The following is a 14,854-nucleotide window of genomic DNA, read 5'->3' on the forward strand; positions in this document are numbered from 1 at the left end:
AAAAATGTCGTTTGTTCGATGAATTATTGCACAGTTGTCACACCTTTTGCTTAATCGTTCAAGCTGTTAATCTAGCGGGATCGGCGTAAAAAAACAAAATATCCGTTTTGTATAAAAAATAGACGAAAATAACGTCCGCAAAAATGACAGATTTTTTATTTATTATTGTTCGAATAATAAGCAAAAAAGCGTCAATTTAAATAAAAAAGTAAAGCTAAGTTTACCGTTAATTTCTAAAATCATTGCCCTGATTATGACAGTAAAAATCAACATTTAACAAATTTCTTGCTGGTAACGATAAATTTCGCCTTCTTTAATAAATGTCAATCGATGAGTAATGCACGATGGCGCGTCTTCTTGATGGTGGCTCACAAATAAAAGTTGCGTATTGCTGTGGCTTATCATGATATCTATAAAACGTTGGATTAAGAGCCGATTCGTTGTATCTAATCCTTGCAGTGGTTCATCAAGAATGAGCAAAGTAGGGTGCTTAACTAATGCTCTAACAATTAACACTAAACGTTGCTGCCCCCATGATAAAGCATGAAATGGACTATTGGCATAGTTTGTTAAACCAATTAACGCTAACCATTCATCAGCGAGTTTAAGCTGCTTATCTGTAATCGCTTGATAAATGCCAATAGAGTCATGAAAACCTGAAATAATGACATTCTTTACTGTTGAAGAAACTCGATAACTCTGATGCAAGGCATTACTGACATAACCAATATGGCGTTTAATCTCCCATATTGTTTCACCACTGCCTCTTTTGCGGCCAAATAGTGTTAAGTCATTGCTGTAACCTTGAGGGTGATCACCTGTAATCAAACTTAATAACGTTGATTTCCCTGCACCATTAGGGCCTAAAATCTGCCAATGTTGCTGAGGTTTTACCTCCCAGCTTAAATGGTGAAGAACAGGTTTGTCGTTATAGCTCACTACGCCATTTTTTAGCACGATAGGGGAAAGTGTCGGTGATAATTGAGGAATAGCATCTGGTAGATCTTGCTCAGGTAATGTGAGATTTTCCAGCGTTTCACTGTGAGAGAATTGCCCTATTACAGAGTTAGATAACACCTGTTCTTTCTCACCGTTGGCGACTAATTCGCAATTAATTAGTAGACCTGCATACTGAATAAAGTCAGGAATATCGTTAAAACGATTTAAAATCAGTATGATAGTAAGATTTTGTAGATGTAATAGAGTTAGTAACTCATTTAAAGCGCGGCGAGAATCAACATCTAAGCCATCAAAAGGCTCATCTAAAATAATCAAATCTGGTTTGTTCATTAAAAGCTGAATAAGTAATACTTTCCGAGACTCACCAGTAGAAAGATATTTAAATCGTCTTGATAGCAAGTATTCAATACCAAATTGTTTGGCTAATAAAAAGCATCTGTCATCATCTTTTACCTGCATTTGAATAACTTGAGCTACGGTTAAGCCAGTGTCTTCTTCACCTTCACTTAATAAATCTGTGTTATTACGACGCCACTCTTCTTCAATCATTTTTTGTAGTTTTTCAAAAGAGAGGCTAATTGGACGAGAAAATGTATTGATAAACTCACCAGAGAGCAAAATACCTTCTTGGCATAATGCATTTGCTAAGGCAGTTTTGCCACTTCCATTACTGCCTACAAACGCCCAACTGTCACCTTCGTTTATGACTAAATTGTCAATTTGTAAACAGAGTTTATCGCTTAAGCGAAATTGTGTTTTGTTGAGTTGCAAGTGTTTCATTATAATTAGCCTTGTTTTTTTAATGTAAGCTAAGTGCAAGTTAAGTATCTAGCAATATAGGGTTAATAGAAACTTGTCAATATTTGCTGAAAGAACGTTTTCCAAAAGTATTATACACCTACTATTTAATGATAACCTTTAAAATGCGTTTCCTATGTAAATATATAAACATCTTTTTAAGGATGATTTATATATGCATAAATTTAAAAAAATTCACCTATTCTGCTTTGTACTTTTACTCTTTAGTAAAAATAGTTTTTCTTTGAATAATGAAAGTGTAAATAACAATTGCTTTCTTATTAATAAAATTGATCTTATAGGAAGCAATTTATTAGATCATAGAAGTAAATCTAAAATAATTTCACCATATCTACAACAATGTTTAACATCAAATAAGATAAAAAAGATAGCTGAATTAATTACTCATAATTATATTAAAAAAGGTTATGTCACATCACAAGCAATAATTGAAGAGCAAGAGATTTCCAATCATAAATTAGTAATAAAGATTATTGAAGGCAGAATAAAAGATATTTCTATCAATGGTGTTTCTTCTAGATTGGTCGATATTATTTTTCCTTCATTTAAAGGGGCGATTTTAAATCTACGAGAGTTAGAACATGGGTTAGAACAACTTAATCGATTAACAACATCACAATATACATTAGATATAAAACCAAGCGATAATGTGGGATATTCTTCTATTTTTATTGTTCAAAACAATAAAAAACCTCCTTTTAAAAATCAATTAATCGTTGATAATTCAGGTGATAAAACAACAGGTGAAATTCTATTAGCGAATACTACAACCATAGATTCATTATTTGGATTGGGTGAACAATGGGGTTTTTCACTAAGTTCAAATATAGATTTTTCTCGTGCTCACTATTCTCGCTCTTATTCTGCAAGTGTGAATATTCCTTATGGTTATTGGTTTTATCAATATCAATTATTCCATAGTCAATCCTCTTATCCTTTTCAAAGTCAGAATGCTCAGTATAGTTATAAAAACAAAAATAGAAATCAACAATTTGATATTAGCCGTTTAGTCTATCGTGATAATAAACAACGAATAACCCTAAAGGGGACATTAAAACATAAAAAAGCAAAAACACAATTAGCTCAACAAAAATTATTAATAAGTAGCCCCACATTAACTTCTTTATTATTCAGCCCACAATATAGTTTACATTTCGATAGAGGATATTTAACGATTAATCCAATGATAGAAGTGGGACTTTCTTTTTTGGGGGCATCACCTGATTATATTGCTGATAATTCACCTCGTAGTCATTATCGAAAGCTAAGCATAAATTTAAGCTATCAACATTTATTATTTAATAAACTTTCCTATATTACGTCATTTTATGGACAATATACGCAAGATAATCTTTATAGTATAGAAAAACTAGCAATTGATGGAATAAAAGCAGTTCGTGGATATAAAGAATCAAAATTGAATGCGAATAGCGGGTTTTATTGGCGTAATGAAATCAATATATCACCAATAAATTCTTTTTTAGGAAAATGGAATTTTATTTTCGCACTTGATTATGGTGTTGCTCATTCAGATAAATATGAAACAAAGAAGAGTGAAATAATTGGAAGTGCAATAGGTGCTTCTTTTTATCACTCTATTTTTTCCTCTCAGATATTAATTAATAAACCTATATTTTATCCCACATCATTAAAGCCCGATCACTGGTCTTTATTTTGGTCTGTTTCTTTTGCTATTTAAAGTTTGGAGGTTTATATGCACGAAAAGGATATCTCTCGAAAACAGCGCTTAATTGGCTATAGCATTATTTATTTAACCGCTATTTATCCATTACACCCTGCTTGGAGTTCTGCGATGACTCCATCAGATAAAACAATAAAAATAAGTCAACAAAATACCGTTCCTATTATTAATATTACAACACCTAATAATGTTGGTATTTCTCATAATCAATTTCACTCCTTTAACGTCGGCAAACAAGGTGTTGTACTGAATAATGCAACAACCGCTGTTAATACACAATTAGTCAAACAAGTGAATGCCAATACCAATTTAAAAGGTAATGCAGCTAATTTAATTATTAATGAAGTAGTGGGAAATGGGCGTTCACAATTATTAGGTAAATTAGAAATTGCAGGACAACAAGCAGATGTTTTAATTGCCAATCCAAATGGCATTACTTGTGATGAATGTTCATTTATTAATACTCCAGCAATTACGCTCACAACAGGAAAACCTCTTTTTAATCCTCAAGGTGCTTATTCGGCAATAGAAGTGAAAAAAGGTGATGTTGTTATTGGCACGCAAGGTATAGATCTTCAAGCTCAGAATTATGCTGACATTATTAGCCGTAGTATTGAGTTAAACGGGAAAATAAATGCTAAAAACCTTTCTTTAATGCAAGGAAATAACCGTATTGATTTTGAAAAAGGAACAGTAAATAACCTTATTGGAGAAGGCATAAAGCCAACAATCTCTATTGATACGAAAGCACTGGGTGGAATGTATGCCAACCAAATCAGGCTAGTCAGTACAGAAAAAGGGGTTGGCGTTAATTTAAGTGGTATTCAAACAAATCAAAATAGTGTGAATTTAACGGTTGATGGAAAAATTACCTTTAATGGCAATATTCAATCTGAACAAGATATTAATGTTAGCAGTAAAGAACTACAAATTAATAGTAATGCAAAGTTAAAAGCAAAAAGGGATATTACTTTAGCATCTAACACATTAACTAATCATAGTGAAATTATCTCAGAAAAAGATATGCGTTTATTTGCAGATAAACTCACTAATAAAGGTGAAAAGGCACTTATTCAGGCAAAAGATAATTTATGGATACAAAAAAATGCGCAGGGTGATCCTAGTAGTTTAATTGAAAATCAATCAGCCACAATAAAAACAGAAAAAGGTGATTTGATTATTAGAACAAAGAAGTTGGTCAATGAATCTATTACTCCTTTATTTAAAGAGATACAACAAGAGCCTGATTCTAATCTCTCTATAAATATCGGTAATCATCTCCTCTTGCCTTCCAGAAGTCCTACGGATGATTTTCTTTTAGTTATTTTATTCCCTGAATTAAAAGATTTTTCTGATAAAAAATGGTTTGATATTTTAGATTTAAAAAGTAATGGAGGAGTTAATGTAGAACGCACATTTTTTGAAAAAAGTGATCAATATGTTCCAAGTGTTATTTCTTCAGGGAATAATTTATATATACAATCTAATGAGTTTATTAATAACCAATCTAGAATTGTTGCAAATAATAATTTAATTGCAACAGGCAGTAATGCGAAATCATATTATTATCGTTCTGGATATTTTAATAAATGGGACATGTACTCTCATGATAATGTTAAATTTTATTATCGTGATGATATAATTAAATATAAGCTTGATGAAGCTAAGTTTAATAAGGTAAGTCATTTCGTACCTTTTGTGAAAACGGGTAGTCATTATGAATTTTCTGTAAATGATGTTTCCGACTATGTAATAAAAGCAGGTAACAATTTAGTTTTAGATTTTAAAAATAGTATAGATTTAGAACGTAAACTTCCATTTTTAGAAAAAGAAATAAAAAAATTCAGAGGATTATCAGATTTTGAAAATACTATATTAGCTAAAAATATATTATTAAATGCTAATAATGTGAATATTTCTTTAAATTTAACAGCGAAAGATTCCTTATCTATTATTGCTGATGAAAATATAAATATAACTAATTCAGAGTTGTTAGCTGATGAAAATATAAGTTTGACAGCGACTGATGCTATAAATTTTGAGAATATAGATGTAGCTGCAAAATATTTTTCTACTACAACTAAAAAGGGAGATATTAGTCATTTATTTAATCCCACTACCTTTTATACTCTAAAAGGTATTAAATCACCATATATTGATATTTCTAAAAAAATAGATTTTCATTCTGGAAAAAATATTTACATTTCAAATGTAATAATTAATAAACCTAATGAAATAAATTTATCTGCACTAGAAGATATTAAAATAAATCGTGATGAATCTTTTCTTTTTAATTTAGTACCTTTTATTAGAGATAGTGGATATATTCCGGGCTTTTTAATTAACATGGGGGTTTGGGAAAGTAATAACAATATCGTTTTTACTTCAGGTAAAGATATTATCAGTCAAGGAATAAAATATCATAGTGATAAAGCCATAACTTTCAATGCCGGACAGGATATTTTTCTTGCCTCTAAATCAATAAAAGAAGCCGATCCTTTCTTTAGTGACATTTATTATCCTCAATTACAATCTAAATTATTTTCAGACAATAACCTTATTTTAAATGCTGCTCGTGATATTGACTTAAGTTCAACAGTATTAAATTCAAAAGATAAAGTCATTGTATTAGCAGGTAGAAATATAAAGCTGGGTGCAAATGCTTATTCTGCTATTACAGATCCTCACGAAGATGCTCAAGATATTCAGTATGCCACAGCAATGATAACCGGTAATAAAGGTATTTCTATTGCGTCATCGGGCACATTAATTACAGAAGGAAGTTCACTTAAATCAGAGGGTGATGTCACTATTTCAAGTAGTGGCAATATTCAATTGGGATCACTGCAAACACATTTTCGTAAAGAGTCGGGTTCTGAGTTAGAAGATCTTCGCAAACAAATAAGTACGGAAATTAATAGTGGTAATAATCTAACTCTATTATCTGAAGGCAGTATTTTATTTCAAGCATCAAGATTAACTGCTAATAAAGAGATGGATATCGCCGCTAAAGGTGGTTTTCTTTACGCGCAAGCAATGGAAGAGTCGAGTTATTACGAAGAGGAAAAGAAAAAATGTAATAGGTGGACTTTGTGTATTACTAAAAAGAAATATACAAAAACATTTTATAATACCAATAATAAAGTTACCGAGTTTATTGCTAATGGCGATATTAACTTATTTGCTAAAGATGATATTACCTTAGAAGCAAGCAAACTAGAAACAGCTAAGAATGCAAAATTAACCAGTAAAACAGGAAAAGTTAATTTTAAAGCAGTAAAAAATACGGCATTTAAACAAGTTATTACTCATTCAAAAGATATTTATATTACTCAGCGTGATCAGGGATACACCAAAGGAATATGGGTGTTACCTGAACTCTATATTGGCGGAAAGCTCACAATTGATGCCCCAAAAGGCATATCTGCGGATATTAAGGCTAAGAAAAAAGAATCACTAGAACAAGCATTAACTGTTTTAAGTAATACACCAGAATATGCTTGGCTTAACGCTCTCCAACAGCAAGAAAATATTAATTGGAATTTAGTTAAAGACACTTATTCCAGTTGGAATGATAAAACTCAGCAATTAAATCCGGTTGTTGGTGCCGTTATTGCCATCGCGGTAGGGGTCGCAACTTACGGTACTGCCACGGCGGCAACCATTGGTGGAATGGCAAGTGAAGCTACTATTGCGGCAGGGGCTTCAGCAAGCGTGGCTTCAACGGCATCGGTTGCAGCACAAGCAGGTTTTGCCTCTTTAGTATCGCAAGCTGCGGTATCTTTAGCCGAAAACAAAGGCAGCATTTATAAAACCATTGAATCACTCGGCCGTAGTGATACCGCTAAATCTATTGTTACAAGTATGGTGGTTGCAGGGGCATTGCAAGGTCTTGACCAATTTATGGGTTGGGATCAGGCAATCCAAGGAGGAACCTTACCCTCAACAGGCAAGTTATTGCTTACTGATAATGCCACATGGAATCAAGTTGCACAGCGTGTTGCCTCGCATTCAGTTGTTAGCTCAACACTGGGTACGGCAATTCAAGGCGGTAGTTTTATTGATAATTTTAAAACCGCGTTATTAAGCAATATTGGCAGTCAATTCCATGCAGAAGGTGCCAATCTAATTGGTGATAACGGTGCCGTATTAGGGCATGCAGGAAAGGTGTTAAGTCATGGTGTCGTTGCAGGTATTAGTGCAGAAATTGCAGGAGGCAGTGTTACTGGTGCAGTCGCAGGCGCCTTGGCGGCAGAGATAGCGGCGATATCGCTACAAAGTAAATTATTTGAGCCTAGTTATTTAAATGAAACTGACAGACAAGTTGCATTAATTCAAGAGGCAATGCATGGCAATGAAGGAAAAACACAGCTCACTAAATTAATAGGTGCACTGACAGGCGCTATTGTAACTCATAAGCCTGAGGGCGTATTTTCTGCGGCTAATTCTGCTGAGTTGGTTTATCGGCATAATTACAGTGAGCATATGCTTTCTAACTTAGCCTTAGAAAATAATAAAGATATGATCGCTGCTTCGAAAGGAGATGTTGCAGCAGCAGAAAGAGTTGTCAATCGACAAAATGCAGGAATGATTGCAATCGCGCTTGGTTTAGGAGGAAGTGCAAGTTTTATTGCTGGTCATACGGTTATTGCAGCAACACCAGAACTTATTGCTATTGCTCAAGTTGCATTTAATACATGTAAAGCTAACTGGGTTTATTGTGCTAATCAGCTAGGTATTAATATTGCTGGGATATCGGCTCCAGAAGCAGCAATAGCAGGCGTCACTTTTGGCAGCGGTTATAAGGTATTAGCAAGTTCAGAAGAAAGTACTAAAGCTTTCTCTAGCATGTTAGCTAATAGCTCAAAGTCTTTAATGACGTCGGGTAAATTAAATATTACTGCTATAAAACCGATAGTAGAACAAGAAAAATTATTAATAGCAGCAAATAAAAAAGCTATTGAAATAATCAACAACAGGGAACTTATAATATATACAGGAGTAACTACGAATGGATATAAAGTATCTAATGGAGCCAAAACAGTAGTTTCTAAAAATGAATTAGACCATCCTATTGTTCAATCTAGGATTAATATTCATAATGGTAACTTAAAGCGTGGTTGGGTACATGTAATTCATCGGCATTTTTCAGATAAAAATGCTAGCCAATTCACTATAAGTCAAGTAGATTTAAAGCTAATACTTCAAAGTGATGATATTTCAAAAATAAAAATTAGTAGAGTCATTAATAGTAAAGATGAAAAATTGTATGAAAGAGTTATTATATTAGATAAATATATAGGTATTGATAAGTTTACTAAAAACTCAACGAATATCATAACAATTTTAACGGATGATTTAGGTAATTTAGTAACAGCAACGCCAGGAAGACTAAAATGAAATTAATTGGTTCTAGAAAAGAAATGATTATTAAGGATAGGTTAATTAAAAATGAAAATTCTATTCTAAAAAATGAAAAAATTAATTGTCTTTTAAAAAATAGATTCTCCAATATAATAAGTGTCTATTGTTTGGAGCATATTTTAGAAGAAGATTATGATCTGTATACATTATTAGTTAATAAAGATTCTATTGTTGAGTTTGAATTATCTAGATTTAATGGTGAATTTAAAGATATCAATATATCATCATTAGATTTATATTCAAAAAAAACAAAGGATAAAAAATTAAGGTTAAAACTACTTGTTGCGGTAAATTTACCAAAATAGATAACTATTTTCGTTTTATTGTTCCTACTATTTATGCAACCATAGAGGATATTCCTGAAGAGCTAAGAAAATATATTGTAGTCTCTGATAATCTTGATTTTACCAAAGATAGATTGCTCGATAACAATAAAATTAGCGATTATTTTACTCGCATGTATTCAGAGTAAATAACTTAGCTACTAATTTTTTATAAAAATATTAATTAAATAAAAAACCGTTACTTAATATTATTCTAAAGATAATGGTTAGGTAATGGTTTTTATTTTAAAAATATTTAAATAGATAAATATTCTGGAGAAAAAGAAGAGATTACGGATATGATTTATCTACTATGCCAGAAGAAGCATTTGTTGATACATGTAAGAATTGTATAAGAATTTTTTTAGATAAATAATCCTAGGAGAATATATGGTTTTACCTCTAAGCCCAGAATGGGTACCAGGTTCATCTTATACGTATGCGTGGGTTGCTATGGATAATCAAGGGTATCTAGCAAAAATGTATAATAACAATAGTGGGTGGTTACCTGAAGTACTATTATCGATACCTGATATTAAATTATATTTGGATGACTTATCTGAATATATTGATGGTGAATCAGAAAAATACAACAATAAAATAAATAAGAATGCTAACTATATTGTTGATTTATATTCAAGTTATACTTATAGAAAATATGATAAATCAAAAATAATAAAAGAATTTGATTTTGAATTAAAAAAGTGGAATGGGGATCATTGTGATGCGGGAATTGGGGCTAAAATGGGAATGTTTCTTTTTGAAGCCCTTAATGAATTATATGAAGACCATCCCGTAGGCTATGAAGGAAAAACCAAAATGGGTGACTATTTTCGTTTTATTGTTCCTACTATTTATGCAACGATAGAGGATATTCCTAAAGAGCTAAGAAAATATATTGTAGTCTCTGATAGTCTTGATTTTACCAAAGATAGATTGCTCGATAACAATAAAATTAGCGATTATTTCACTCGCATGTATTCAGAGTAAATAACTTAGCTACTAATTTTTTATAAAAATATTAATTAAATAAAAAACCGTTACTTAATATTATTCTAAAGATAATGGTTAGGTGATGGTTTTTATTTTAAAAATACTTAAATAGATAAATATTCTGGAGAAAAATAAGAGCTTAGATTTTATCAATTGATGTTAAATCAAAAAAATCTAGAATTAGGTGTTCCTGCAAGAACAACCAAAGAACAATGGGATGTAATAAATAATTCTATTAAAAATGCATCATCAGAAAATATAAAAGTTAATATCACTATTATAGAGGAATAATTAATGCTTTTATCTAAAAAAAATGAACTAGAGGCAAGTGTTTATTACAATAGTAATTACTATATTTTAGTCACCTTTTCTGGATTCTCAATTTATATAATGGATTTAAAAAAAGGCTATAAAGTTTTACCTAATGATCTTCTTGATGAAGAATTAGGTTATTATGCAAAAGTCGCACCGATTAAGAGCGAACAGATTAAAGTAAATTTAGCTACAGTAGATAAATTTACTCAGAAAATAGGAATTTCAGGTGGTCATAATGCTAATGTATTTTACAATGTTGTAAAGGATAAAAATTTGAAAATTATAAAAGAGATCCCAACAAATGTGCGAGGGATAATATATATGAATATAAAATACCTGCGAAGCATCCTCAAACTGGAGAAATAACTCATTATAAAGGTAATGGCGCTCAACCTTTTAAAAAAACAATTTATGATCCCAAGATTTTTTCTGACCAAAAAATACTTGAATTAGGTCAAAAAGCAGCGGCTAATGGATATAAGAATGCGTTAGATAAAGAATTGCAATCCTATGATGCAATGTCAGAAGGCATTACTTTTAGAGTATATTTAGATAAAGAAACAAAGATGGTTACTAACTTCCATCCTAAGTAGGAGCATTATTGATGAAATATTTATTTGAATTACCCTATGAAAAGAGTGAGCCTAATTGGACTATAAAAAATTATTTTGATCTTATATATAATGAAGGTTGTTTTTTAGATGCTGTTTCTAATATTGTTCAAAAAGAATCTTTTGCCCTTGATGGAATATATTGCTTTTTTCCAGATATGAATAGTGCTGATGTATCTGATCATTTTTTGGGTGTTAAATTTGGAGTAGGATATCCTCTAACAGATAAAGATATTGTTATTGTAAGCGAAGATACTTGTTATCAATTTATTAGATTATCTTGTGAAAAGTATTTGTTAAAGCATCCTGAAGATAAGATAAAAATTAAAATGTTGCTATCAAAAAATAGATTAAATCACTTTAGTTTATAAATGGAAAACCATTTACGTATGGAGCATTGGGTAGGTGAGGGAATACCCGATAGTGCAATTATTACATTAAAAACCAATTGTAGTGACGAAGTTTTAGGTGCTTCAATAAAAGAAGCTTTTACACGTTGTATTAGTTGTAAAGTTTAAATGGATACTAAATAAAATCACCTCATGCTAATTATGGGTAAGGTGATTTTTTATTATATCTATATAAAAATATTTGTTAGCAATTGTAAATAATTAAATGGAAAATAGAATTTTCTTAGCTGATTTTATTTTTTTAATAAAACTAATCATCTTAATAATTAATAAAGAATAGCAGTAATAACCTGAGCTTTATATTGCTGTAAAGCTCACAATTGATGCCCCTAAAGGCATATCTGCGGATATTAAAGCCCAAAAAGAATAATCAATGGAATCAAGTTGCACAGCGTGTTGCCTCGCATTCAGTTGTTAGCTCAACACTGGGTACGGCAATTCAAGGCGGTAGTTTTATTGATAATTTTAAAACCGCGTTATTAAGCAATATTGGCAGTCAATTCCATGCCGAAGGTGCCAATCTAATTGGTGATAACGGTGCCGTATTAGGGCATGCGGGAAAGGTGTTAAGTCATGCAGCATTATCTGGTTTATCTGCCCAAATTAGTGGGGAAAATGTTAAAGGTGCAATTGTCGGTGGTTTAGCTGCTGAAATTGCGGCTATTTCGTTGGGCGATAACACTATTAAGGCTGAGGAATGGCAGAAAAAATCAGAATCACAAGCTCAATTTGTTAGATTATTTGGTGGCATTGCAGGTGGGATTTTTACTGGTGAGCCAGGTGGTGTATATAGTGGTGCAAGAGGGGCTGAAAATAGTTTCCGTTACAATTATCTCTCTCACCATCAGCAGCAATTAATGGAGAAAGAATTATCTGCTGAAACTAATTATTTTAAAAAGACAGCAATTTATCTTAAATGGCTATCAGCAGATATAGGACAAGATACAGGGTTTAATGCAGGCCTTGTAGCAGGTATACCAACAGGATTGTATGAAACGATTGAAGGGCTCGCTTCTCTTGCTATAAATCCGTTAGAAACATACCAAGCTATCAAAGCGGTGATTCAAAGTGATAATGCTTTCGATACATTAACCCAAGCGGCTAAACAATCTTATATCGATCGTATTGAAAAGCTAGAGGCAGAATATCAAAAAGCAGGTGTATCTGGTTCATTTAATGCGGGTGTTGAAAGTGGAAAACTCATTTTTGATCTCGTAGGTTTATTTGCTGGTGGTGCTGGAGTTGCGAAAGGAAGTTCTCAGCTTATAGCTAAGACATCAGCTAAAATTACTACAAGAAATAAATTTAGTATAAAAAGTTTATTAGATTCAGCGAATAAACCTATAAATTCACAAGGATTATCTGAAGCGGCTAGAGCATGGGAAAAACATGCAGGTAGAAAGGGAGGGTCCTTTGAACCATTAAAAGGAAACATTGAGAATAAAAATGCGTTAGCAAGTATTTTTATAGAAAAATTATTGAAAAACCCATCCACAATTAAAACTGAATTATCTAGAGGTGGAATTGAATATAGATTACCTAATGGGCAAGGTGTTCGATATAATGCAGATGGTTCTTTTTCTGGTTTTCTTGATCCTAAAAGAGGTAATAACTCATGATCGATTCTAACTTTGAAATTGATTTTGTAAGTGACAATAAATATGAGAATATTACTGTTGAAATTTCATATAAAAAACAAATACTTTGTCAATTAAATAAAGATAGTGGAGCCGATAAAATAGAAATTGAATTTTTTAATGATAGTCGGTGTTTAAGTGAAGATGTGAAGCATAAATTTAATTTAGATAATTTTATGGCCATTTTGAATAGTGCCAAATTAGATTTAATTAATGCCTAAAATTATTCCATATTCAATTTTTAAAATATAAATATAACCATCACTTAATATTTTTACTAAAACACTAACTAAGTGATGGTTTTATTTTTTATTGAAAAGCAACAATGTTAATAATTAACACAGTGTGGCAATAATGACCTGATCGGCATTAAACAAAGCCGTTACGCTGTCATTAATATGCAGTTTTTGCTCTTTAACATGTTGATTAGAACAGGTTGCACACACTTCTTGTCCACCTTCTAATGTCACTACTAATTCACTGTTTTCATTGCCCGTCTCAATTTGAGTTAAGATACCTGACAAGGCATTGTCATATTGCTGTGTTAAAGATGAACCTTTTTCAATATTGACCCATGGCGCTTTAATTAAGATCAGTACTTCTTTACCTTTTTTAAGCCCTAGGCGATCTGCACTTTTTTCCGTTAAGGCTGCATGAATGATGGTTTTTTTATCAGACAGTTGAACATTAACATGTTGTTGAACTTGCAGGTTATCACGCTCAATAATGGTACCGAAAAATTGGTTTCTTGCGCTGGTTTGTAATGAGAAACGAGAAATAGCTGCTAACAGGCTATCAAGAGGAAGTGAGTCGTCTTTCAATACATCAAAGGCTTTTTGCTGAATTTGACCTAGCAGATCGTAAAGTTGAAGTAAACGCTCACAATAATGTGTCAGTGTTGCACCGCCACCGCCTTTACCCCCTGTTGCTCTATCAACAAGAAGTTCGTCTGCGAGTTGATTCATTTCATTGATGGCATCCCAAGCACTTTTATAACTAATGCCTGCCATTTTTGCCCCTTGGCTAATAGAACCTGTCGCTTTGATCTGTTTTAATAATGCAACACGACGAGGATCGGCAAAGAGCTTATCTTGAAGTTTAAGTGTTAATAATATTTCTGCTTGCATAATGATAGGCTTCTTCTTTTTTGTGTGTTTATCGCATTTTTTGTGCCGACACAAAGCGATAATTCTCTAGAATATATACAACTATAGCGTTATTATTCGTTATTCGTGAAGAAATGCCAACTCTGGCTTTCCGAATATACCATGATAAAGAGGTTATCATGCTTGAATTATTGAAAAGTTTAGGGTTCGCTCTCTTGATGGTACCTGTTGTAATGGTACTCATTATGGGCATCATTTATGGTTTAGGTGAAGTGTTTAACTTGATTTCACCAAGTCAGCCAAAAGCAGACAAAAAATCATAATTTTCCCTTCCTGATTTAGAATAGCCCTTTATCTTAAAGGGCTATTTTTTTACTCGCTATACTTCAAGCCACAGCGTTGTTGACTGTGTTCATTCGCACTAGTCACATACTTATGTATGCTCCTAGTGACTCATTCACTTGTCGCCTAGCTGTGACTTGAATTATTTAGAGTATCTATTCACTCATTTCATATTGTTGTGTTGTTTATTGCGCTTCTATCTCTATTTTTTG

11 protein-coding genes and 1 pseudogene are annotated in these 14,854 nt (G+C 32.1%); 10 read left to right on the forward strand and 2 right to left on the reverse strand.

Translation table 11 applies throughout. The annotated features are described in order from the left end of the window. Window positions 1–273 precede the first annotated feature (273 nt). Window positions 274–1,740, reverse strand: a complete 1,467-nt coding sequence (gene modF, locus DK861_RS15520; protein ID WP_109400689.1) for a molybdate ABC transporter ATP-binding protein ModF — start codon at window positions 1,738–1,740, stop codon at window positions 274–276. A 193-nt stretch (window positions 1,741–1,933) separates the two neighbouring features. Here modF and DK861_RS15525 point away from each other — a divergent pair, with 193 nt between their 5' ends. The 9 genes and pseudogenes from DK861_RS15525 (at window position 1,934) to DK861_RS15570 (ending at window position 13,415) form a co-directional block, all read left to right on the forward strand. Next, window positions 1,934–3,478 (forward strand): ShlB/FhaC/HecB family hemolysin secretion/activation protein, encoded by a 1,545-nt coding sequence (locus DK861_RS15525; protein WP_109400690.1) that lies wholly within the window; start codon window positions 1,934–1,936, stop codon window positions 3,476–3,478. A 15-nt stretch (window positions 3,479–3,493) separates the two neighbouring features. Next, window positions 3,494–8,881, forward strand: coding sequence for a DUF637 domain-containing protein (locus tag DK861_RS15530; RefSeq protein ID WP_109400691.1), 5,388 nt, complete (start codon window positions 3,494–3,496; stop codon window positions 8,879–8,881). Then, complete coding sequence (locus DK861_RS15535) at window positions 8,878–9,210, forward strand: hypothetical protein (protein WP_109400692.1); 333 nt, start codon at window positions 8,878–8,880, stop codon at window positions 9,208–9,210. The genes DK861_RS15530 and DK861_RS15535 overlap by 4 nt, the downstream gene beginning before the upstream one ends. Window positions 9,211–9,618: 408 nt before the next feature. After that, window positions 9,619–10,218 carry a hypothetical protein gene (locus DK861_RS15540; RefSeq protein ID WP_109400693.1) on the forward strand — a complete coding sequence of 200 codons (600 nt, stop codon included), beginning with the start codon at window positions 9,619–9,621 and terminating at the stop codon, window positions 10,216–10,218. A 297-nt stretch (window positions 10,219–10,515) separates the two neighbouring features. Continuing rightward, window positions 10,516–10,902: a contact-dependent growth inhibition system immunity protein gene (locus DK861_RS18515; RefSeq protein WP_239452194.1), complete on the forward strand. Its 387-nt coding sequence runs from the start codon at window positions 10,516–10,518 to the stop codon at window positions 10,900–10,902. A 238-nt stretch (window positions 10,903–11,140) separates the two neighbouring features. Further along, window positions 11,141–11,518, forward strand: coding sequence for a ribonuclease toxin immunity protein CdiI (gene cdiI / locus DK861_RS15555; protein WP_109400695.1), 378 nt, complete (start codon window positions 11,141–11,143; stop codon window positions 11,516–11,518). Then, window positions 11,519–11,665 carry a contact-dependent growth inhibition system immunity protein gene (locus DK861_RS15560; protein WP_239452195.1) on the forward strand — a complete coding sequence of 49 codons (147 nt, stop codon included), beginning with the start codon at window positions 11,519–11,521 and terminating at the stop codon, window positions 11,663–11,665. A gap of 215 nt (window positions 11,666–11,880) precedes the next feature. Beyond that, a pseudogene (locus tag DK861_RS18520) lies at window positions 11,881–12,186 on the forward strand (DUF637 domain-containing protein); the annotation flags it as partial. A gap of 986 nt (window positions 12,187–13,172) precedes the next feature. After that, window positions 13,173–13,415, forward strand: coding sequence for a hypothetical protein (locus DK861_RS15570; protein WP_109400696.1), 243 nt, complete (start codon window positions 13,173–13,175; stop codon window positions 13,413–13,415). A gap of 114 nt (window positions 13,416–13,529) precedes the next feature. On the opposite strand, the gene modE is transcribed toward DK861_RS15570, so the two are convergent. Further along, complete coding sequence (gene modE, locus DK861_RS15575; protein ID WP_109400697.1) at window positions 13,530–14,321, reverse strand: molybdenum-dependent transcriptional regulator; 792 nt, start codon at window positions 14,319–14,321, stop codon at window positions 13,530–13,532. A gap of 158 nt (window positions 14,322–14,479) precedes the next feature. Between modE and DK861_RS15580 the strand changes: the two genes are divergently transcribed. Beyond that, window positions 14,480–14,623, forward strand: a complete 144-nt coding sequence (locus DK861_RS15580) for an AcrZ family multidrug efflux pump-associated protein (protein ID WP_071788544.1) — start codon at window positions 14,480–14,482, stop codon at window positions 14,621–14,623. Window positions 14,624–14,854: the final 231 nt, after the last annotated feature.

The sequence above is a fragment of the Proteus sp. TJ1640 genome (assembly GCF_003144445.1).
GTDB classification, from domain to species: Bacteria; Pseudomonadota; Gammaproteobacteria; order Enterobacterales; family Enterobacteriaceae; genus Proteus; species Proteus penneri.